The organism is Paenibacillus sp. FSL E2-0177 (assembly GCF_037992975.1).
GTDB lineage: Bacteria > Bacillota > Bacilli > Paenibacillales > Paenibacillaceae > Paenibacillus_AQ > Paenibacillus_AQ odorifer.
The window spans coordinates 5,048,974-5,070,208 of sequence record NZ_CP150307.1 but is presented as its reverse complement, the minus strand read 5'-3'; the positions used below and the strand labels follow the sequence as shown (position 1 = coordinate 5,070,208).

The 21,235-nt window shown below is 45.3% G+C and carries 20 protein-coding genes and 1 riboswitch; of the genes, 14 read left to right on the top strand and 6 right to left on the bottom strand.

The features are described 5' to 3' along the window. Positions 1–74 precede the first annotated feature (74 nt). Together MHI25_RS22735 and MHI25_RS22730 are read right to left on the bottom strand one after the other, a co-directional pair. On the bottom strand, positions 75–1,184 hold the full coding sequence (locus MHI25_RS22735) for an AI-2E family transporter (protein WP_076130245.1): 1,110 nt from the start codon (positions 1,182–1,184) through the stop codon (positions 75–77). A 190-nt stretch (positions 1,185–1,374) separates the two neighbouring features. After that, complete coding sequence (locus MHI25_RS22730; RefSeq protein ID WP_076130246.1) at positions 1,375–1,647, bottom strand: hypothetical protein; 273 nt, start codon at positions 1,645–1,647, stop codon at positions 1,375–1,377. A gap of 251 nt (positions 1,648–1,898) precedes the next feature. Here MHI25_RS22730 and MHI25_RS22725 point away from each other — a divergent pair, with 251 nt between their 5' ends. The 5 genes from MHI25_RS22725 (at position 1,899) to MHI25_RS22705 (ending at position 7,321) form a co-directional block, all read left to right on the top strand. Next, complete coding sequence (locus MHI25_RS22725) at positions 1,899–2,663, top strand: DeoR/GlpR family DNA-binding transcription regulator (protein WP_305953507.1); 765 nt, start codon at positions 1,899–1,901, stop codon at positions 2,661–2,663. Between the two features lie 117 nt (positions 2,664–2,780). Continuing rightward, complete coding sequence (gene pfkB, locus MHI25_RS22720) at positions 2,781–3,692, top strand: 1-phosphofructokinase (RefSeq protein WP_076134545.1); 912 nt, start codon at positions 2,781–2,783, stop codon at positions 3,690–3,692. A 38-nt stretch (positions 3,693–3,730) separates the two neighbouring features. Beyond that, positions 3,731–5,659, top strand: coding sequence for a fructose-specific PTS transporter subunit EIIC (locus tag MHI25_RS22715; RefSeq protein ID WP_076279190.1), 1,929 nt, complete (start codon positions 3,731–3,733; stop codon positions 5,657–5,659). A gap of 174 nt (positions 5,660–5,833) precedes the next feature. Beyond that, a complete protein-coding gene (locus tag MHI25_RS22710) occupies positions 5,834–6,334 on the top strand; it encodes a Crp/Fnr family transcriptional regulator (RefSeq protein WP_076134543.1) in 501 nt (166 codons plus the stop codon). A 315-nt stretch (positions 6,335–6,649) separates the two neighbouring features. After that, positions 6,650–7,321, top strand: coding sequence for a YitT family protein (locus MHI25_RS22705; RefSeq protein ID WP_076130250.1), 672 nt, complete (start codon positions 6,650–6,652; stop codon positions 7,319–7,321). A gap of 255 nt (positions 7,322–7,576) precedes the next feature. Here the strand turns inward: MHI25_RS22705 and MHI25_RS22700 are convergent, their stop codons facing one another. Then, positions 7,577–8,473, bottom strand: coding sequence for a rhodanese-related sulfurtransferase (locus MHI25_RS22700; protein ID WP_076277386.1), 897 nt, complete (start codon positions 8,471–8,473; stop codon positions 7,577–7,579). Between the two features lie 300 nt (positions 8,474–8,773). Between MHI25_RS22700 and MHI25_RS22695 the strand changes: the two genes are divergently transcribed. Continuing rightward, a complete protein-coding gene (locus tag MHI25_RS22695; RefSeq protein WP_038572584.1) occupies positions 8,774–9,568 on the top strand; it encodes a TIGR00266 family protein in 795 nt (264 codons plus the stop codon). Positions 9,569–10,460: 892 nt separating this feature from the next. On the opposite strand, the gene MHI25_RS22690 is transcribed toward MHI25_RS22695, so the two are convergent. Together MHI25_RS22690 and MHI25_RS22685 are read right to left on the bottom strand one after the other, a co-directional pair. Next, entirely contained in the window at positions 10,461–10,799 is a 339-nt protein-coding gene (locus MHI25_RS22690; RefSeq protein ID WP_340394356.1) for a hypothetical protein, read from the bottom strand. 18 nt (positions 10,800–10,817) lie between these two features. Further along, entirely contained in the window at positions 10,818–11,195 is a 378-nt protein-coding gene (locus MHI25_RS22685) for a hypothetical protein (protein ID WP_340394355.1), read from the bottom strand. A 241-nt stretch (positions 11,196–11,436) separates the two neighbouring features. Between MHI25_RS22685 and MHI25_RS22680 the strand changes: the two genes are divergently transcribed. From MHI25_RS22680 to metE, 8 genes are all read left to right on the top strand, one after another. Beyond that, positions 11,437–11,883, top strand: a complete 447-nt coding sequence (locus tag MHI25_RS22680) for an NlpC/P60 family protein (protein WP_340395700.1) — start codon at positions 11,437–11,439, stop codon at positions 11,881–11,883. A gap of 162 nt (positions 11,884–12,045) precedes the next feature. Continuing rightward, complete coding sequence (locus MHI25_RS22675) at positions 12,046–12,747, top strand: response regulator transcription factor (protein WP_340394354.1); 702 nt, start codon at positions 12,046–12,048, stop codon at positions 12,745–12,747. Next, on the top strand, positions 12,744–13,751 hold the full coding sequence (locus MHI25_RS22670; RefSeq protein ID WP_340394352.1) for a sensor histidine kinase: 1,008 nt from the start codon (positions 12,744–12,746) through the stop codon (positions 13,749–13,751). Before MHI25_RS22675 ends, MHI25_RS22670 begins: the two co-directional genes overlap by 4 nt. An 85-nt stretch (positions 13,752–13,836) precedes the next feature. Beyond that, a complete protein-coding gene (locus MHI25_RS22665; RefSeq protein WP_280753404.1) occupies positions 13,837–14,607 on the top strand; it encodes an ABC transporter ATP-binding protein in 771 nt (256 codons plus the stop codon). Next, positions 14,582–16,531: an FtsX-like permease family protein gene (locus MHI25_RS22660; RefSeq protein WP_340010860.1), complete on the top strand. Its 1,950-nt coding sequence runs from the start codon at positions 14,582–14,584 to the stop codon at positions 16,529–16,531. The genes MHI25_RS22665 and MHI25_RS22660 overlap by 26 nt, the downstream gene beginning before the upstream one ends. Positions 16,532–16,548: 17 nt before the next feature. Continuing rightward, positions 16,549–17,172: a DedA family protein gene (locus MHI25_RS22655; protein WP_036682974.1), complete on the top strand. Its 624-nt coding sequence runs from the start codon at positions 16,549–16,551 to the stop codon at positions 17,170–17,172. A gap of 50 nt (positions 17,173–17,222) precedes the next feature. Beyond that, on the top strand, positions 17,223–18,083 hold the full coding sequence (locus MHI25_RS22650; RefSeq protein ID WP_076184194.1) for an undecaprenyl-diphosphate phosphatase: 861 nt from the start codon (positions 17,223–17,225) through the stop codon (positions 18,081–18,083). 99 nt (positions 18,084–18,182) lie between these two features. Beyond that, a riboswitch (cobalamin riboswitch) is annotated at positions 18,183–18,389 on the top strand. A 154-nt stretch (positions 18,390–18,543) separates the two neighbouring features. Further along, the gene (gene metE, locus MHI25_RS22645; protein WP_076280507.1) at positions 18,544–20,847 is read left to right on the top strand and encodes a 5-methyltetrahydropteroyltriglutamate--homocysteine S-methyltransferase; all 2,304 of its coding nucleotides are present in this window, start codon (positions 18,544–18,546) and stop codon (positions 20,845–20,847) included. 146 nt (positions 20,848–20,993) lie between these two features. Here the strand turns inward: metE and MHI25_RS22640 are convergent, their stop codons facing one another. Then, on the bottom strand, positions 20,994–21,146 hold the full coding sequence (locus MHI25_RS22640) for a DUF1540 domain-containing protein (RefSeq protein ID WP_076098619.1): 153 nt from the start codon (positions 21,144–21,146) through the stop codon (positions 20,994–20,996). Between the last annotated feature and the right edge of the window lie 89 nt (positions 21,147–21,235).

The window sequence follows — 21,235 nt, the reverse complement described above, 5'->3', positions numbered from 1 at the left end:
TCCGAGTGATTGGAGACGTACCCTTTTTTATTTTATAGATAAGCTCCGCCCGTTCACGAAGTAGATTACAACCGTTATAGCTCCTCTTTTTTGATAGGCTCAGTTTCATCTATCCGGTCTGCAATAATAATCTCATACACGCGCAGGAAAACAATTTTTATAATCATATAAACAGGGAGCGCAATAAGAACTCCGATAATACCGTAGAAGTCTCCACCTATAAGGACAAGGATGACCGTAGTCAGTGGATGAACATCCAATGATTTTCCGTAAATAATCGGTGAGAGTACATTATCCTGGATCTGCTGGGCAATGAAGATTACAACCAGGGACCATATGGCCATCGTTGGTGATTCAATGAAACCCACTATAATTACCGGAATCGCTGCTAAGAATGATCCCACATATGGAATGAAGTTAAGGGGCACTGAAATTACGGCGAGCAACAGGGAGTAAGGCAGTCCGATGATAAGGAACCCTATATATAACATAATACCGAGTACGACATTTAGCACCACACGTGTGACGATGAAGCTGCTTAAGGCGCTGTCGATATCTCCAAACATCTCTTGCCCTTCCTTACGATATTTTCTCGGAATTAAGCCTTGAAGCTTAGGCGATAGCTTATAGTCATCTTTTAGCATGTAGTACAGAATGATGGGCAAAGTTGCGATTAACACTACAATGCTGGAAACAACGCCAATCAAATTGGACATGGAATTGGTAACCCAGGTAATAGTATCGCTAAGAAATTCTGATAAACGGGCCGCGACGTCAGAGTCCCCTTTGAAAAAACGTGACAGTGTCGGATTCTCCCTCAATGCATTGAACTGATCCTGCAAACCTTGCACGAGGTAAGGAGTGTTATCAATAAAGTTCTGAATTTGTTCTTGCAGTGTCGGCCAGACTAGAATCCAGAAGAGAACGAACAAGCCGGCAATCAGAAAATAAATGAGCAGGATGGAGAACGCCCGGTTTAATTTTCTTTTCTCAAGGATTCTTACTAACGGACGCAGCAGGTAGTACATGAACCCTGATAACATCATAGGAACAAGTAATAATTTGAAAATGGCACCCAGTGGGGCGAAGAGAAACATTACTTTGGAGCCTAAGTACAAAATCAGTAAAAAGGCGATAATAGCAAGGCTTGTCCGAAAATACTTCTGTTGTGGCAATAAAAACATCCCCCAAAATTCAAATTTATGTCTATGTAGTTTAATAACCCTAATTTACAAGTATTGATTCAAAAGCGGGCAATTCCTTTTAGGTAGTTCTTGGCATACCCATATAGAGGTTCTAGTTACAAAGGTTACGCCAAGTAAAAAGTTCGCAATTTAACAAGGAGATATAACTATTTATCTGCTTTTTCACAGATTATCTTGACTTTCGTCTATGAGATTTTCTAGTGGATAAAGTAAAGATTTCAGGAACTACATCTTCGCCTCCGGTTTCTTTGGTAACTTGTCTTGCTTTAACAAGAGATAAAAAGGAAAAAATCTCACCTAACGCTACAAGTCCAGCTGCGATGATCTCATAATCCTCAGCGCTAAGTTCTGCGGATTCCACTGGGTTATTGTTATTGGTGGTCCCATTCTTATTAGCATTGCTGTTGCCTTTATTTCTCCCGCTGTTTCTTCCATTGGCCATTTCTGATCACCCGCTTTTCCCGGTATGTATTATTAATATGTTATAAATGCCGCATATGAGATAGGCAATTCGGATGTAATTTTGCACTGTCTCTTTTTAGCACTTTACACAGGATGAAAACGCTGTTAAAATCATAAACGAGCACAAACGATCAATAACGGTCACATATAATCAATTAACGGTCAAGAAAATTCATAGATGAGCGCAAGGAATTGCACAGGTCGCGCTGTCACATAAAGGAGCGAGCCACGATGATGTTTGAGGAAGAGAGAAAACAAAAAATCGTGCTTTTTGTGGAAAAAAACTCAAGAGCTTCTGTACAGGAGCTAAGTCAGGAAATGGGCGTATCTGAGTCTACTGTGCGCCGTGATCTGAAGGAGCTGGAAGAAGCCAAGCTATTAAAGCGTACTCATGGCGGAGCGGTTTCCCTGCAGAGTGTTAATTTTGAGGCAGCTTATCCTGATAAGGAAGACCATTTGTTGGATGAGAAGCAAAGGATTGCCCGTAAGGCCGTGGAGATGATTCAGGAGGGTGACGCAATACTGCTTGATGCAGGAACAACAACACTGCAGATTGCCAGAGAGCTGAAGAACTTTTCGAATATCAAAGTCATTACGAACTCGATTATGGCGCTGAATGAACTGCGGGATTGCCGCAATATCGAAGTCTCAATTACAGGCGGTATGCTTCGCCCGGATACGATGGCTTTTGTTGGACCGATGACAGAGCGTTCCTTAGATATGGTGAGAGTAGATAAAACTTTTCTTGCCACTAATGGACTGGATTTGCGGGAAGGCATCACAACTCCGAACATGTTAGAGGCAGCTACAAAACGCAAAATGATCGCAGTCGCCAAGCAAGTTATTCTACTGGCAGATCACAGTAAACTGGGGCAGGTATCCTTTAGCAAGGTTGCAGATGTGACGGAAATGGATCATTGCATTATAGATTCAGGAGCGTCTGACAAATTCATCCGTGAGATCACGCAATTGGGTGTGGATTTCACGCTGGTATAAATTTTATATAGGATAAGCAATTATGAATTACCGTGTGATCGTTTGGAGAAATTACAGATGCCGTACTTGTGATCGGTAATCTATAGCTTAGAAAACCAACATAATTGAGGGATAATCATGATCTATACTGTAACGCTTAATCCTTCCATTGATTATATCGTGGAAGTGGAAGATTTGAGACTGGGTGACTTGAACCGGATGAAACGTGATTTGAAGCTTCCGGGAGGGAAGGGAATTAACGTATCCCGAGTGCTTAATCAGCTTGGGGTTCAGAATAAGGCTATGGGATTCCTTGGAGGCTTCACCGGCCGATATATTGAGGATTGGTTACACGAAGAGTCAATTTCAAGCGATTTCGTGTTTGTTTCTGATGATACGCGGATTAATATCAAGCTCAAGCATGGAGAGGAAACGGAGATTAACGGTGTTGGACCTGTCATTCATGATCCTGAAGCCAATGCACTATTGCAAAAGTTGGCTGCCCTGAACGCGGAGGATGTAGTGATTTTGTCGGGAAGCGTTCCCCCATCACTGGGTGCAGATTTCTATGACAAGCTTATATCTGTGTGCAAACAGAGCGGAGCGGAATTCGTCATTGACACTACTGGTGCTGCACTTCAAAAAGCACTGGCGTATCAGCCATTGCTGGTTAAACCGAACCATCATGAGCTCGCAGAGCTGTTCGGCGTAACCATAGATACGAGGGAAGAGATTATTACTTATGGACGCAAGCTGCTGGATGCAGGAGCGAAAAATGTACTGGTTTCCATGGCGGGTGAAGGGGCTTTGTTCATTACGGAGCAAGGGGTATACCACGCCAACGCACCATCAGGTAAAGTGAAAAATTCTGTAGGTGCAGGAGATTCCATGATCGCTGGTTTTGTAGGGACACTGTCTTTGACAGGAGACTTGTTGGAGGCGTTCCGTGCAGGCGTTGCCTCGGGCAGTGCAACCGCATTCTCTGATGACTTAGCGGACAGAGAATTCATTGAACAGCTGAGACCGCTGATCCAAATCTCAGAAGTGTAAGCCGACAGCATTCAAAGTACTTAAGGGAGTTGAGCATGATGAGAATAACGGATTTAATGATAAAAGAAACGATGATCATGGATCTAAAAGCTACAACTAAGGAAGCTGCAATTGATGAATTGATTGCGAGTCTTGCTGCAAGTGGCCGAATTAATGATCCGATCCTTTTTAAAGAGATGATTCTGAAGCGCGAAGAGCAGTCCAGCACTGGGATTGGCGGCGGCATTGCAATGCCGCACGCTAAGACTAAAGCGGTAAATGAAGCGACGGTTGTATTTGCTAAGAGCGCAAAGGGAGTGGAGTTTGAATCCCTTGATGATGAGCCAGCACGTATCTTCTTTATGATTGCCGCTCCAGAAGGAGCAGGCAATATGCATCTTCGTACACTGGCCTCATTGTCCAGACTACTGATCGATAGCGAGTTCATTGAACAGCTTATGAATACTCAGACTCCTGACGAGGTATCAGCTTTGTTTGATGCCAAGCAGGCGGAAGGTGAAGCTAAGGAGAAAGAGAACGAAGCTGCTGAAACTGCCGCGAAGTCAGAGCCTGAACGTGTAATCGTGGGCAACCCGGATTCCCAAGCTTTTGTCGTAGCTGTAACTGCTTGTCCTACAGGCATTGCACACACTTTTATGGCTGAAGATGCCCTTAAGAAAAAAGCTCTGGAAATGGGAGTTAATATCCGTGTAGAGACGAATGGTTCAGAAGGGGCCAAAAACGTACTTACCCCTGATGAGATTCGGCGTGCAAGCGGTGTAATTGTTGCAGCTGATAAAAAGGTGGAAATGGCCCGTTTTGACGGTAAACCTGTACTGCAAAGACCTGTAAGTGATGGCATCCGTAAGTCGGAAGAGCTTATTCGTAAAGCTATGAATGGGGAAGCGCCGATTTATCACAATGAAGGTCGCGGTGGCAATGACGAAGGGTCTAAAGAGAAATCTGGCAGTATCGGCAGTAAAATATATAAGGACTTAATGAATGGGATCTCCCACATGCTCCCGTTTGTAGTCGGTGGCGGTATTCTGCTAGCAATCTCCTTCCTGATTGAACAAGTAGGTGGAGCAGATCATCCGCTGTTCCAGTTACTGCAGACAATTGGTGGTGGAGATGGTGCCTTCCATTTCCTAATTCCAGTCCTTGCTGGATTTATAGCGCTTAGCATTGGTGATCGTCCGGCTCTGATGCCAGGTATGGTTGGGGGTTACATGGCCTTGAATTCCAACGCTGGGTTCCTCGGCGGGCTGGCTGCTGGTTTCTTGGCGGGTTATGTAATTATCGGACTACGTAAAGTATTTGCAGGTCTGCCTAAAACACTTGACGGACTGAAGCCGATCCTGTTATATCCGGTATTCGGGCTTCTAATTACCGGTGGATTGATGTATTACCTGTTCGATCCGGTCTTTAGCTGGATCAATGTAGGGCTGATTGATTGGCTTAATGATCTTGGAACTGTTAATGCTGTTATTTTGGGTCTGGTTCTCGGTGGCATGATGGCCATAGATATGGGTGGACCTTTCAATAAAGCTGCTTATACTTTTGCCATCGGTGTATTCACTACCAGTGGCAATACCAACGGCTTCATGATGGCTGCTGTAATGGCGGGGGGGATGGTGCCTCCACTTGCAATAGCACTGGCTTCTACTTTCTTTAAGAATAAATTCACAGAAGAAGAACGTAAATCAGGCTTAACGAACTATGTGCTGGGCTTATCGTTCATTACGGAAGGGGCCATTCCATTCGCCGCAGCCGATCCGCTTCGTGTCCTAACCTCTTGTATTCTTGGTTCGGCCGTTGCTGGAGGTCTTACACAGCTTTGGAATATCAACGTGCCGGCTCCGCATGGCGGGATCTTTGTAGCTGCCCTTTCAAGCCACGCGCTGTTGTTCCTCTTAGCTGTTCTGATCGGTTCGGTCATCTCCGGATTGATGCTCGGATTATGGAAGAAACCGCTTGAAGCAAAGTAACTTTATAAATAAATTGAACTGCTGGGTACCAGAATTTTTATTCTGGCACCCAGCAGTTTTTGTATGGACATTAATCACCCACCTCCTCGCCATAGGTAGATTTATCTCCATAAATGAGGTTTAATTTTATATAATTGAAAATATATATAATCAGAAGGAAAAGGAGCGAGCGAGATGATATTACATAAGGGGGAAGTCTTGTTCCGCCAAGGAGACAGCTGTGATTTTTTATTTAAGGTAAAAAGCGGGCTGTTCAAGGTCACAAGACTTCATGAGAATGGGAACATGGTGTTATTCAACATCCTGTATCCCGGTGAGATGGTTCCCCATCATTCACTCATTTCGCCAAAGGAGGCGCATGGAACGGCAGTTGCGATGATGAAGAGCGAGGTGGAGGCAGTTCCATCAGCAGAATGGTATCAACAGCTGCGGGATGATTCTGGTCAAGCGATGGAAATCGCCAGACTGCTTCAGGAGAAGGTACGGTTTATGCAGACACGGCTGGATCATCTTACTGTAGGTACACCTGCAGAACGTATGGAATTGCTAACCCGCTGGTTTAATGACTACTCTCATGGCGCAGCGCTAACAGAGTTATTGACCCAGGAAGAAATAGGACAATTAATCGGTGTAAGACGTGAAACAATCAACCGTTTGCTGCGGAGTACAGAGTGATTCCTGCTTTTTTCTGGCAAACTGTTTAGAGTAGGGTGGCTCCGTGGTATAATGTAAACAGAACTTATCAAATTAGAGAAAGGATCAGGATACCATGTGTCCCCGAAGGACGATTCCCCAAAGGACGATTTGGAAACGTTATGATCTGTCTTATACTTAGCTTCCCTGTAGAAGGTGCGTAAACCGTTGTTACTTGACGAACCGCCTCTGCGAGGGGAAGGAGTATATATATGCGAAGGAGCAATACCTCCGGTTTTACCCGTCGTAGAGGTTGGTGGGACGTCTAGCCGCCATATACGATAAGGGGAGACCTGTATGAGGAACCACAATTACGGAGTGAATGTACTGCTCCGATTGACAGTCATTTTGTTTGGAACATTTTTGCTTGCATTTACTTATTATCACATCAATTTTCAGAATCATTTGTCAGAGGGCGGATTCGTAGGATTATCGCTGCTTGGCAAATACGTATTAGGAATTTCACCTTCGATTTCAACTCTGCTTCTAGACGTTCCAGTACTCTTGATAGCATGGATGTTCAAAGGGAAAGCGTTCGTGTGCAACACTTTTGTTTCTGTAGGAGCTTTTACAATCTTCTATGGTCTCATGGAACGTTATTCCGGTTTGGTCATCAACTTGCAGGACAATTTGGCATTAGCAGCTCTTTTGTCCGGCGTACTGACAGGTTTAGGAGCGGGAATTATCCTGCGGAGTGGCGGGGCTAGCGGTGGAGACGATATTTTGTCGCTGCTGGTTAGTGAATGGAAGGGAATCAAAGTAGGTACGGTATTCATCATGATGGATGTAATCGTTCTGGCACTATCACTCTTTTATATGCCTGTTAAAGAAACGATGTATACAGTGATGGCAGTAGTCGTAGCCGGCTATGTGATCACCTTTACAACCTCTTTAGGCAAACCAAAGCTAGTGAAGGCGCCAAAGATTCAATCTACACTACGTAAACCGCATGATGGTACGGTAATGTGAAGAAGGCTGGTATAAACAGCTTATTCGGGGATATACTACATTTAAGGTCAGCCAGAGTTTCTGGTTGACTTTTTTTTGCTGGATATGACGTAATTTAATAGGTGCAGTCCTTAGGAGCGTTGCTCGGACGTTTCGCTCATAACAAAAGGTGACGTACAGTGAAAATCCTGTACGCCACCTTTTAGTTAACTTAAGACTCACTAGTGCTCGTCTTTGAATCGTGTAGAAACATTTGCGGCCAGCTTGTCCTTTTATTTAGCCCACGGCATTCGTGATTGCTTCGCATTCGTCCGAGCAATGACCACTGTGCTGTGTTTCACAGTCCTCACAGCAAATATGCTGAAGATGACAAGCATCGTTAGCACAATTGATAAATTGGTCAGCTGGCTGACCGCAGTGATGGCAACGTCCGACAACGATATCCTCGTCGGTATGATTAATCTGTACGGAAATCCGCTCATCGAAGACATAACATTTTCCATCAAACAGTTGGCCCTGTACCTCAGGGTCTTTACCGTAAGTCACAATGCCGCCATCCAGCTGGTACACCTGTCCAAAACCTTCCTTCATCATAAACCCGCTTAATTTCTCGCAGCGGATCCCGCCTGTACAGTAGGTCAGGATTGGTTTATCCTTAAGGTCGCTCATATTCTCGCGAATCCAGTCCGGAAATTCTTTGAAGCTGTCTACTTCGGGGCGGATGGAGCCGCGGAAATGACCAAGATCGAATTCGTAACCGGTACGACCATCCAGAATCACCACATCGTCGCGCTGCATCATTTCATAGAAATCTTTAGGCGCCAGATGCTTTCCGGTAATCACGTTAGGGTCCAGTTCATCCTCGACCCGGAACGTCACGAGTTCTTTTTTATAACGAACGAAGATCTTTTTGAAGGCATGACCATCAGCCTCATCGATCTTGAAGACGATATCGCTAAACAGAGGGTTTGCGCGCAAATCCTTCATATATTGCTCGGTTTGGGCAACCGTACCTGATAGTGTTCCGTTAATGCCTTCATCTGAGATGAGAATTCGTCCCTTTACATCAAGCTCTTTGCAGTAAGCCAAATGCTCCTGGGCGAATTGTTCTGCATCCGGCACTTTTACAAATTTATAGTATAGCAGAATTGCATATTCCGATTGTGGATTCATTCATTTCACCTTTATCATTAGAATTAGACTACTAAATAAACATTTAAGTATAAAAAGTATTGTAACATATTATCAAGTATTGACAAGAGATGTGGTACAGTAACCTGAAGAAAGCTGGAATAAATAACATTTTTCAGGGATACCGGATTAAGGTCAGCCAGAACCTCTGGTTGATTTTTTTGCTGAATATAGGCGGTTTTCATGGATAGTTAGGATTAGCGAAACCGTGAATCGCAACGCACGTATATATTTTCATTCATAAGTCACATGTTGACTTTAATTATAAGGAGGAACTGCGGGATGAGTGCTCATGAGATTGATTATGCCATTATGGGTGAGGAAATACAGTGTGTAGAGGTGCAGCTTGACCCAGGAGAGAGTGTAATTGCCGAAGCCGGGAGCTTCATGATGATGGATCAGGAAATAACAATGGAGACGATATTTGGCGACGGCAGCGGAGGCTCGCGTGGAAGTGGCTTGATGGGGAAGCTGATGGGCGCGGGCAAACGTCTGTTGACAGGTGAAAGCTTGTTTATGACTGTCTTTACACACAGTGGTTCTTATGGACGTAAAAGTGTCACCTTTGCTGCTCCGTACCCAGGCAAAATCATCCCGCTCGACCTGCAGCAATACGGTGGAAAAATCATCTGTCAAAAGGATTCATTCCTTTGCGCGGCAAAGGGCGTTTCAATCGGTATTGAATTTCAGCGTAAGCTGGGTACCGGCTTTTTTGGTGGTGAAGGTTTTATTATGCAAAAGCTGGAGGGAGACGGACTTTCATTTGTACACTCTGGCGGTTATGTTATGGAACGCACACTTCAACCGGGAGAGACGCTTAAGCTGGACACTGGCTGTCTAGTCGCTATGACGTCTTCGGTGGATTATAATATTGAGTTTGTAAAAGGGGTCAAAACCGCGCTGTTCGGCGGCGAAGGCCTGTTCTTCGCAACGTTGCGCGGACCCGGCAAGGTGTGGGTACAGTCGCTGCCATTCAGCCGAATGGCCGATCGCATCCTGTCCGCTGCCGGCAACAGCGGTCGGAAAGAAGAAGGAAGCGTACTTGGCGGACTCGGCAATTTGCTGGATGGTAGATAAGTCTGCGTGAGCGCATTGCACAGCGTGGAAGTAGAGGATATATAGTTTGTGGAGTGAGCGTGTGAAGTGCTGAGTAGATGAGGCAGAGAGCGTGCGAAATGTGGAGTGAGCGTGGAAATGCTGAGCATATGAGGCAAAGAGCGTGCGAGATGTGGAGTGAGCATGGAAATGCTGAGCATATGAGGCAAAGAGCATACGAAATATGGAGTGAGCATGGAAATGCTGAGTATATGAGGCAAAGAGCATACGAAATGTGGAGTGAGCGTGGAAATGCTGAGCATATGAAGCAAAGAGCGTGCGAAATGAGGAACATACGAGGTATACAACATTACAAGAGGACGCGTCGTTTCAGCGGTGGCGCTATAGGGTGTGGTGAAACAAGGGCAGAAATGCCCTTGTTTTGCTGTAAAGGTTTAGTATCGCGCGAAAGAAGGGCAAAACTGCCTTTAATTTACTCGAATGAGCTAGTTTGGTGCGAAAGTAGGGCAGAAGTGCCTTTGATTTGCACGAATGAGCTAGTGTGGTGCGAAAGAAGGGCAGAATTGCCTTTGATTTGCTCGAATGAGCTAGTTTGGCGCGAAAGAAGGGCAAAAGTGCCTTTGATTTACTCGAATGAGCTAGTGTGGCGCGAAAGAAGAGTGAAATTGCCTTTGATTTACTCGAATGAGCTAGTATCGCGCGAAAGAAGGGCAATAATGACTTTGATTTACTCGAATGAGCTAGTGTGACGCGAAAGAAGGGCAAAAGTGCCTTTAATTTACTCGAATGAGCTAGTTTGGCACGAAAGAATGGCAAAAGTGCTTTGATTTACGCGACACTGTCAAATGTACGGTATAAATCCCGCAGATAGAGCCGATGGAGCACATATAGCCAAATGTACGGTATAAATCCCTTAGAATAGAGCCGATGGAGCATATATAGCCAAATGTACGGTATAAATCCCGTAGAATGGAGCCGATAGAGCGTATACGGTCAGATGTACGGTATAAATCCCGAAGAATGAAGCCGGTGGAGCACGTACGGCCAGATGTACGGTATAAATCCCGAAGAATGAAGCTGGTGGAGCAGTTGCGGCTAAATGAACGGTATAAATCCCGTAGAATAGAGCCGATGGAGCACATATAGCCAAATGTACGGTATAAATCCCGTAGAATAGAGCCGATGGAGCACCTACAGTCAAATGAGCGGTATAAATCCCGTAGAATAGAGCCGATGGAGCACCTACAGCCAAATGTACGGTATAAATCCCTTAGAATAGAGCCGATGGAGCATATATAGCCAAATGTACGGTATAAATCCCGTAGAATGAAGCCGATGGAGCGTATATGGCTAAATGAGCGGTATAAATCCCGCAGATAGAGCCGATGGAGCATATATAGCCAAATGTACGGTATAAATCCCGTAGAATGGAGCCGATAGAGCGTATACGGTCAGATGTACGGTATAAATCCCGTAGAATGAAGCCGATGGAGCGTATATGGCTAAATGAACGGTATAAATCCCGCAGATGAGCTACTCCAACAAGTAATAAGTTGCTTATGTTCGATGGGATATCACCGTTCGGCGTCTGCAATATCAACTTTAAATTGTCCTCCACTACCGCTATCGCTACCACTACCACTACCACTACTAACTATCACCACCACTCCTGCATCTTTAAACCAATTTATAGTTTGTTAGAGCCGTAATGAGCTATGCTCATTTACGGTTTTTTATGTTTTTTAAGTAATGGTTGGCCGAAGTAGATGACCACTCAGGTACAATTGGGATAGTTTAATTGATAACTATATAATACCAGCTCATGAGTAGCTGGTTCAGGTATGATGTGTTCAACACTATTTCGTACTTTGGAGGAATGTATATTGGTAATGGACGTGGAATTTGGCAAGGAAATTGAGAGTGCTATTTGTTGGGCTAAGGTGCAACTGGGGTCGCAGGAGTATCCGCTGCGTTGTCTTGCTTTTGTTGAAGATGCATATGAAAGAAGCAATGGGATCGAATTGTGGGGAGGCAGCGATGCACGCGAATCCGCAGAGCTGTACGATGCGCACAAGAATACCGGGGCTCCGCCAGCTGGCGCGTTTGTTTTTTATGCTTGCTCAGGTTTGGTGGACGGTGAGCTTAAGGATTGGGGGCATGTAGCTTTGGCCCTTGGGAATGGCGAGGCCATTCATGCCTGGGATATAGTTAGGATAGATCACTACATGGAAATTTGCCATCTGCAAGCTGCTCCGGGCTGGAGCCAACCAGAACTTATCGGCTGGGCACCTGTAGAGAGAGTTCTTGCCGGGATTCAGAAGAAACAATGGGACTAGTTGATATCCTTAAACCTAACTTATCCAAGAACCTAGAAGGTGCCGTAAACAGGTGCTTCATGGGTTCTTTTTTCTTCCTTCCGATTTGACTAACCCTATGCACGGTGTATATATTATTTGGCAGACCCCCTTATATTGTTAAGGCTGGACCGGAGGCATGATATGTTCAAAATATTTATTATAGAAGATGACCGTGGACTTGTGGCTTTGCTACAGGATTATTTACATAAGTTTGGATATGAAACGCAGGCGGTGAGTGATTTTGAGCGGGTCCGCACTCAGTTTGAGGCGTTCACGCCACATCTGGTACTCCTTGATGTTAATTTGCCAAAATATGATGGCTATTACTGGTGCCGCCAAATTCGCGGAATTTCAACCTGCCCTATTCTTTTTATATCTGCCCGCGATGGCAAAATGGACCAAGTAATGGCGCTGGAAAATGGAGCCGACGATTATATCACTAAGCCTTTTGATTACGAAATCGCGATGGCCAAAATCAAAAGTCAGCTGCGGCGCGCCTACGGCACCTATGCCGGTGGGAATAATGAACGCACACTGAACGTTGCCGGAATGACGCTGGATGTAGAGCGGCTAATCCTTACCCGAGGCGAAGCTAAAGTGGACTTAAGCCACACGGAAGCCAAGATACTGGATGAGCTGATGCAAAAGTCCGGAGTTGTCGTTACCCGGGACAGGCTGCTCGAAAAAATCTGGGATGATCAAGCCTTCGTGGATGAAAATACCTTAAATGTATATGTTACACGTGTACGCAAAAAACTTGCTGCTCTCGCTATCACAGATGGACTACAAACCGTGCGCGGTCAAGGCTACCGTTTGATTCCGAATTGGGGGGATGAGGAATGAAGTTGTTTTTACGGGAACAGTTCCCCCTGATCGTGGTCTATCTAGTCCAGCTAGTCCTGATCACATTAGTGTACCGGCTGGATGGAGGCAGCGGTCTGAATGTAAGTTTATATGCCGCGCTGCTCAGCACTTGTCTACTGATTGGCTACCTCGCTTACCGTTACGTCACCAATCGCACGTTCTATGAACGTTTGGAGACTACGCCCTCCTCTCTCGATGAGGCAGGTGGCCCTACACAGGATTCTCCGCTAGCCGTAAGCTTGCGAGGTTTACTGGGGTCGCAATTCCGCCTCTACAAAAATGATTTGCACAGCTACCGCCACAAATTAGAAGAGCATATTCACTTTATTAATCAATGGGTACATGGCATGAAGACGCCGTTGTCTGTCATTCATCTGATCATTCAGGATAAGGATGGTCCGCCTTTTACGGCAATTGGTGATGAACTGGATCGTCTGAAAAAAGGACTGGATACCGTGCTTTATACGGCCCGTCTGGATACTTTCGAGCACGATTTTTATGTGGAACGGCTGAATTTGGAGACCATCGTACGTGGTGTGACCTCTGAGCAGAAGCGTCTTTTTATTCGAAAAAGAGTATTTCCAGCTATACAAATAGATGAGCAGATTACCGTAACCACGGATGAAAAATGGCTCACTTTTGTCCTTACGCAGCTGATTACGAACGCTGTACGTTATACGACAGAAGAGGGCAAACATGTTTATTTCCAAGGGATGGTCACGGAAGATAAGCAGACTGTGCTTGAGATCCGGGATGAAGGAGTAGGCATACCAGCAGGAGATCTGCCGCGCGTGTTCGATGCTTATTTTACCGGGGTGAATGGACGAACCTTCCAGGAATCTACGGGGATGGGTTTATATCTCGTGAAGCAGATCTGCGGCAAGCTTGGACATGAGGTGAGTATCCGTTCCGAAGAAGGAAGCGGGACCACCGTGCGGATTGTATTTAGGGAGCAGCATATAACAAACCTTACAAATGTGTAAGGGCATTGTAAGTTTCAGAAATAGCAGCCTATGTGTACACTTTGTATAATGAAGGCAATCCAGTCGAAAGAAGGAGAGGTAACACTTGCCCATTCTAGATGTTCATAATTTATCAAAAATATATGAGGGTAAAGTGTCCACTCAGGCGCTGAATCATATCCGCTTTTCTGTAGAAAAGGGGGAGTTTGTTGGCATAATGGGTCCATCCGGGAGCGGGAAAACAACGCTGCTCAACACGCTTGCCACCATCGACCAACCGACCTCCGGTCAGATTCTGATCAACGGCCGAGATCCTAATCTGCTTAGCAGAAAAGAAAAGGCGCTTTTTCGCCGTCATGAGCTAGGCTTCGTCTTTCAGCATTTTAATCTACTGGATACGCTCACTGTAGAGGAAAACATCGTATTACCTTTGACGCTTGCAGGTGCTCGTGTCCCAGAGATGGAGAGCAGGCTGAAAGAGGTCACTACCTTGCTTGGCATCGAACATTTGTTGAAGAAGCGCACGTATGAGGTCTCAGGCGGACAAATGCAGCGAGCGGCTATCGCCCGGGCGATGATTCATCGTCCAGCGTTAATTTTGGCGGATGAGCCCACAGGCAATCTGGATTCCAAAGCCTCAGGGGAAGTCATGAATATGTTGACAGAGGTGAATAAGGGAGAAGGAGCTACGGTGCTGATGGTTACGCATGACGCAGTGGCTGCGAGCTTTTGCAACCGGGTCATCTTTATTAAAGACGGACGTTTCTATAGTGAAATGTACAAGGGCAGTAATAGAGGCGCTTTCTTCCAAAGTATTATTGATATGCTGTCTCTGCTTGGGGGAACCAGCCATGACCTTTCGGCAATTCGCTTATAGGAATGTAACACGTAATAAACGCAAATATGCCGCTTATTTTGTCGTCAGTGCTTTTTCGGTGATGATCTTTTTCGTGTGCGCTTTGTTTATTTACCATCCGGATATTTCAAAGAGCTTAATTTATAGTACGGCGGCTCATACGATGATGGTGGCAGAGGCAATTATTTATGTCTTTTGTTCTTTGTTCGTACTCGTATCCGTTGGATCCTTCCTGCAGTCGCGCAAGATGGAGTTCGGAATTTTATTGATGCATGGAATGACGAAGAGACAGCTGAACACCATGGTTTTTCTGGAAAATATGATGATCGGCACCTCTGCCATCCTGACAGGTACCCTTCTCGGGTTACTTCTGGGCAAATTATTTTTGATGATCGGATCTACTTTTTTGGGAATTCCCCTGTTAACCTTTCATCTCCCATGGCAGGCACTTGTGCTTACGATTTGCAGCTTCGTGTTATTGTTTTTTCTGATATCGCTTTGCACCTTTGTTTTTATCGGCAATGAGTCACTGATGCATCTGTTTCAGGGAGAGCGTAAGGCAGAAGAAGAACCCAAAGTATCCTTTGTATTATCTATTATTTCTGCTGTACTGCTGATCAGTGGTTATTATATGGCGGCTACTGCAAAAGCTGCTTCCGTAGAGAAAGTCATGTTTCCGGTCGTTGCGATTACGGTTATCGGGACGTATCTCTTTTATACCCAGCTAAGTATTTGTTTGGTTAAGCTGCTTAAGGACATTCGGCGCTTGTATTGGCATCGTACGAATATCATCACTTTATCCGGTTTGTCCTACCGCTGGAAAGAGAACGGCCGAATGTTTTTTATGGTGACGATTGTATCCGCAGTCTCCTTCACTTCCGTAGGGGTATTTGCATCGATACATACACTTTCCAGAGAGCTGAAATTGGATTATCCCGCAGCAGTGGGTTATGTAGCCAAAGGAAATCAGACGGGTGTACCCTTTGATCAGCATCTGAACGAAATTAAGGAAGAGCTCAAGACGCACGGACTCCCTTATGAAGCGCTTAGTATCCCGATTAAATATGCTGAGGTCGAAGCTCAGACTGGACCCGATCGCACTTTACGCCTTCCCTTGATTGCTTTCAGTGATTATAATCTCGCCCTGCAACGTGCAGGTTTCACAACGGCTGAGCGTGCTCTGGTGGGCAACGAAGGTCTGGTGATGATTGGTTCGCAGCGGGATCGCAGTTTAACAGAAGGCAGAGTAAAAGCGGTCTATTCCTTGCAGCAAGGACTTGCCATTAAAGAAATAGGTTATACCGAGCAAGTCCCCATTGCCGAATATTTATTGCCGGAGCTGGATGGTAGAGATGGCGGGGATTTTAGTGGTGTCGTGATCAGTGACGAGCTTTACAGTGCTATTGATCCCGTGCAGACGGATCTTTATACAGGTTTTTATGTAGAGGATTTTCCGCAGACGGTAGGTATCGCAGCTGATCTTGCCCATAAAGGCAAACAGTCCTATGAAAGTGATTCTCCGTATGCGATTGTGATCAGCGGCACGCTGTTTGAACTTCAGAAAACATTGTATAACACAATGCTTTTTGCTTCCTTGCTGGTGGGTACTGTCTTTTTTATTGCGGCAGGCAGCTTTCTTTACTTCCGGTTATATACCGATCTTGATCATGATCGCAATCAATATTCCACTTTGTCCAAGATGGGGCTTACGGATAAAGAACTCAATCGAATAGTTACGATTCAGCTGTCTTTGTTGTTTTTTGTGCCGGTCGGAATAGCTATTTTACACAGTGTGTTTGCCTTTATTGCGCTTCAACGGTTGTTCTACTTATCTATCGCAACGGAGACAGGCGCGGTGTTACTCGGATATTTGGCTGTTCAAGGACTATACTTCTTTTTTATTCGCAGCCGCTATTTACGCAACCTGAAGAAGAACTTGATATGAGAAATGGGGGTAACAAGATGCAAGCATGGATTACAGATTTTATGGAGCAGTTTGGTTACTTCGGTATTTTTCTGATGCTGGCCTTTGAAAATATATTTCCACCAATTCCTTCAGAAGTGATCCTGCCCTTTGGAGGATTTATGACGACTACGACGAGCTTGACGATCCCTGGTGTAATCATTGCTGCCACGGCTGGTTCACTACTGGGTGCAGTAATTCTCTATTATATTGGCCGATTATTGGATGTGAGCCGGTTAGAGAAACTGGTTGAACGCTGGGGGGGCCTAATTCGCGTCACTAAAAAAGATATCCACAAGGCTGACGCCTGGTTTGATAAATATGGCTACTGGACTGTATTGTTTTGTCGGATGGTTCCGCTGGTCCGCAGTCTGATTTCGATTCCGGCGGGAATGTCGGGCATGAAATTTGGAGTATTTATGATCTTCACAACGATTGGCACATTGGGATGGAATTTGCTGCTTGTGCTTATTGGCGCGGCATTGGGCGAATCCTGGGAAGACATTGCCATGTACATGGATGTGTACTCCAATGTAGTCTATGTACTAATTGCTGGCGGATTAGTTATCCTTGGGTTTCTGTACTTCCGCAAACGCAGCCGGAGAATGAACACTGAGGGCTAAGCGGGTAGAGGACTGATAATAGAAATGACTATTAAAAAGGAGGGAAACACATGGAGCTATTAACGATTATTAAAGCCATTATTTTGGGGCTTGTTGAAGGTTTAACCGAATTTGCTCCAGTATCCTCCACGGGTCATATGATTATTGTTGATGATATGTGGCTGAAATCACAGGAGTTATTTGGACAATATACGGCAAATACCTTCAAAGTAGTTATTCAACTGGGTTCAATATTAGCGGTTGTTGTGATTTTTAGAAATCGGTTCATTGATTTGTTAGGCTTAAAGCGTTTCAGCCGTAAGCAGTTGGATCCTGTAACAGAGGAGCTACCGCAGTTGGAGCAGGGCGGGCATCTCAAGCTGACTCAGGTTCTGGTAGGGTTAGTGCCTGCAGGTGTGTTAGGTGTTCTGTTTAATGATTATATTGATGAGCATTTATTCTCTACCTCAACAGTGTTAATTGGTCTAGTGATTGGGGCTGTATTAATGATTATTGCCGATCTGTTTGGGCCGAAGAAGATCAGAACTGAGAGTGTAGATCAGATTACATACAAACAGGCACTTGGTGTAGGTCTTGTACAGTGTTTTTCGTTATGGCCTGGATTTTCACGCTCGGGCTCGACGATTTCTGGTGGCGTACTCCTCGGGATGAGCCATCGTGCCGCTGCTGATTTTACGTTTATTATGGCAGTACCCATCATGGCAGGTGCCAGTCTGTTGTCACTGATGAAAAACTGGCAATATTTCACCATGGATGCATTGCCGTTTTTTATCGCAGGCTTTATTAGTGCCTTCCTATTTGCGCTGTTATCGATGCGATTCTTCTTAAAACTGATCAATCGTATCAAGCTCTTACCGTTTGCTATATACCGTATAATTCTTGCTGCTGTAGTATATTTCGTATTTTTCTAAGTCCGTTATAAGGAATCGATATAACAGAAGCCCCAGTAATCTATTGCAGATTGCTGGGGCTTTCACGTATGATGACATCAGATTAAGACACTCAAATGATGAATGATATCGGAGACAGGTGCTGACCGGAAAATAGTAATTCGGTAGGCTTAATAGGGAAATTCGGTTCGAAGCCGATGCGGTCCCGCCACTGTAACGGAAGAATCTCGAGCAACAGAGGTCACTGGCAATTTACTACTGCTGGGAAGACTGCTCAAGATGTTGACGCCGCTAGCCAGGAGACCTGCCTGTTTCAACAGCACTGCTTCACCTACGGAAGATAGGGAGGTGTTAGACGTTAACCATGGGTATATCATGGGCGTCTTTCCCTTTGACTTTTTTAGGGAAGGGCGCTCTTTTTTATAGGAAAGCAAGTAGCTTTGGAGTTTGAAATAAGAGATGGAAGAGGGAGTGTATCGAGATGACGAATAAAGTAAAAGTAAGCAATCTTGGATATCCGAGAATCGGAAAGAACCGCGAGTGGAAAAAGACACTGGAAGCCTACTGGCAGGGGAAAATAAATGAGGAGCAATTCCGCTCCGAAATGGCAGCAATTCAGCTGCAGCATTTGAAGACCCAGCAAGAGGCAGGAATTGAGCTTATTCCGGTAAATGATTTTACTTTTTATGACCATGTGTTGGATACGGCTGTTATGTTTGGAATTGTACCTCCACGGTACACGTATGATGGCGGCGACATCGGGCTTGATCTTTATTTTGCAATGGCTCGTGGTAATGCTGAGGCTACTGCCTGTGAGATGACCAAATGGTTTAATACGAACTATCACTATATCGTTCCAGAGATCGGCACACAAACACCACGCTTGACTGAAAATAAACCTCTAGCGGCTTATCGTTTTGCTAAATCGCAGGCAGGGATTGAAGGTAAACCGGTACTTTTAGGTCTGTATACCTTCCTTAAGCTGTCCAAAGGTTACGCAGCGGCAGATATCGCCAAGATTGCTGCACGTTTTGTTCCAGTCTATGTTCAACTGCTACAGGAACTGAAGCAAGAAGGGGTAAGCTGGGTACAAATCGATGAGCCAGCGATTGTTACAGGCATAAGTAAAGAAGAATTAACACTGCTTAACTCGATATACACAGAAATTGCCGGCTCCGTGCCGGGCTTGAATATTATTTTACAGACGTATTTCGAAGCTGCTGAACCGTTGGAGGCACTGCTAGAGTTGCCTGTTCAAGGCTTGGGTCTTGACTTTGTGCACGATGGTGGAGCGAATCTGGCTTCTATCGAACGTCTTGGTTGGCCGAAGGACAAATGGCTGGGTGCCGGAATTATTGATGGACGGAACATCTGGCGTTCCGATTTAGACGCTAAGCTGCAACTGGTAGAAAAGCTCAGCGTTCATGTGCCGCTTGATCGTCTTATTCTTCAGCCTTCTTGCAGTCTGCTGCATGTCCCAGTCACCGTTCAAGGTGAGGTGAAGCTGAAGGCGACTGTTAAGAATGCGTTAGCTTTTGCCGATGAGAAGCTTGCAGAGCTTAGTCTGCTCGGAGCAGCCCTCGCAGATAAAGTAGAAGCTTCTAAAGCAGCGCTGGCCGCTAGTCGTGAAGCTATTGCAGCATTCCGCGCACTACCTGAGCGTGGCCGTAAGGATGTGGCGGAGCAAGTGCTTGCACTTGCAGCTTTGCCTGACCAACGCAGTTTGCCTTTTGCTGAACGCTTAAAGGTGCAGCAAGAGAAATGGCAGCTTCCACTTCTGCCAACCACTACAATTGGTAGCTTCCCGCAGACAGTAGAAGTGCGTCAGGCGAGATTGAAATGGCGTAAAGGGGTCTGGAATCAGGAGCGTTATGATGGATTTGTTCGTGAGCAGATCGCGGATGCAATTACCTTCCAAGAAAAGCTAGGTCTGGATGTTCTGGTCCACGGTGAGTTCGAGCGTACAGATATGGTGGAGTTTTTCGGAGAAAAGCTGGACGGATACTTGTTTACTAGTAATGGCTGGGTTCAATCCTACGGTTCCCGTTGCGTTAAGCCACCGGTGATCTACGCGGATGTTGCATTTATACAGCCTATGACTGTTAAAGAAAGTGTCTATGCACAATCGTTGACGAAGCTTCCGGTTAAAGGAATGTTGACGGGTCCTGTAACTATCCTCAATTGGTCATTTGTACGTGATGATCTCAGCCGGGAAGAGGTAGCCAATCAAATTGCTCTTGCCCTTCGCCATGAAGTAAAAGCGTTGGAAGATGCAGGCATCGAAATGATTCAAGTGGATGAGCCGGCTATACGTGAAGGACTTCCGCTTAAGGCAGAAGACCGTGAGCATTACCTGAACTGGGCAGTGAAGTCGTTCCGCGTTGCTACGAACCATGTGAAGGCTACGACACAAATTCATACGCATATGTGCTATAGCGAATTCAATGACATGATCGATTCCATATCGGCTATGGATGCTGATGTAATCTCCATTGAGACTTCACGTAGCCATGGGGAGCTGATTATCAGCTTTGAGGAGCAGGCCTATGATAAAGGAATCGGTCTTGGAGTGTATGACATCCATAGCCCGCGGGTTCCGGCTGTAGAAGAAATGACGGCGAATATCGATCGTGCGCTGCGGGTGCTGGACCCTGAACAGTTCTGGATTAATCCGGATTGCGGTCTGAAAACACGTGGCTGGCAGGAGACAGAGGATGCACTACGTAACATGGTAAGCGCTGCTGCTATTGCGAGGGAAAAGTCAGGGGTTATTGCATCAAAATAGACATAAATAAATTAGAGCCAGGGTAATTTACCCTGGCTTTTTAGTTCACTTATTTTTTTATAATCAGCTACTTGATAATAATTCTCAATCTTGTTAGAATGAAAAAGAAAAAGAAGGAACCGTGGAGGGTCCCTTCAGGCATTTACTTATTTACTTTCGAAAGTTTTGCAATCTGTTTCTTCTGCGCGTTTTGGTTCTTGGGAGCTGTGGAAAGCTACGAAGATCGATTCAGCGCTGCATTTGTTCTCTTCTGCCCAGTGGGTGCAGGAGTTAACTTCACAAACTACGTCTTTTGCCATGAGGGTTCACCTCCCCTTATAGTAATTGATAGTATCATTCAATGAACGGCTCTGTTCAGCAAGGTGGAGCTTGTCTCAACAAAGCCGTG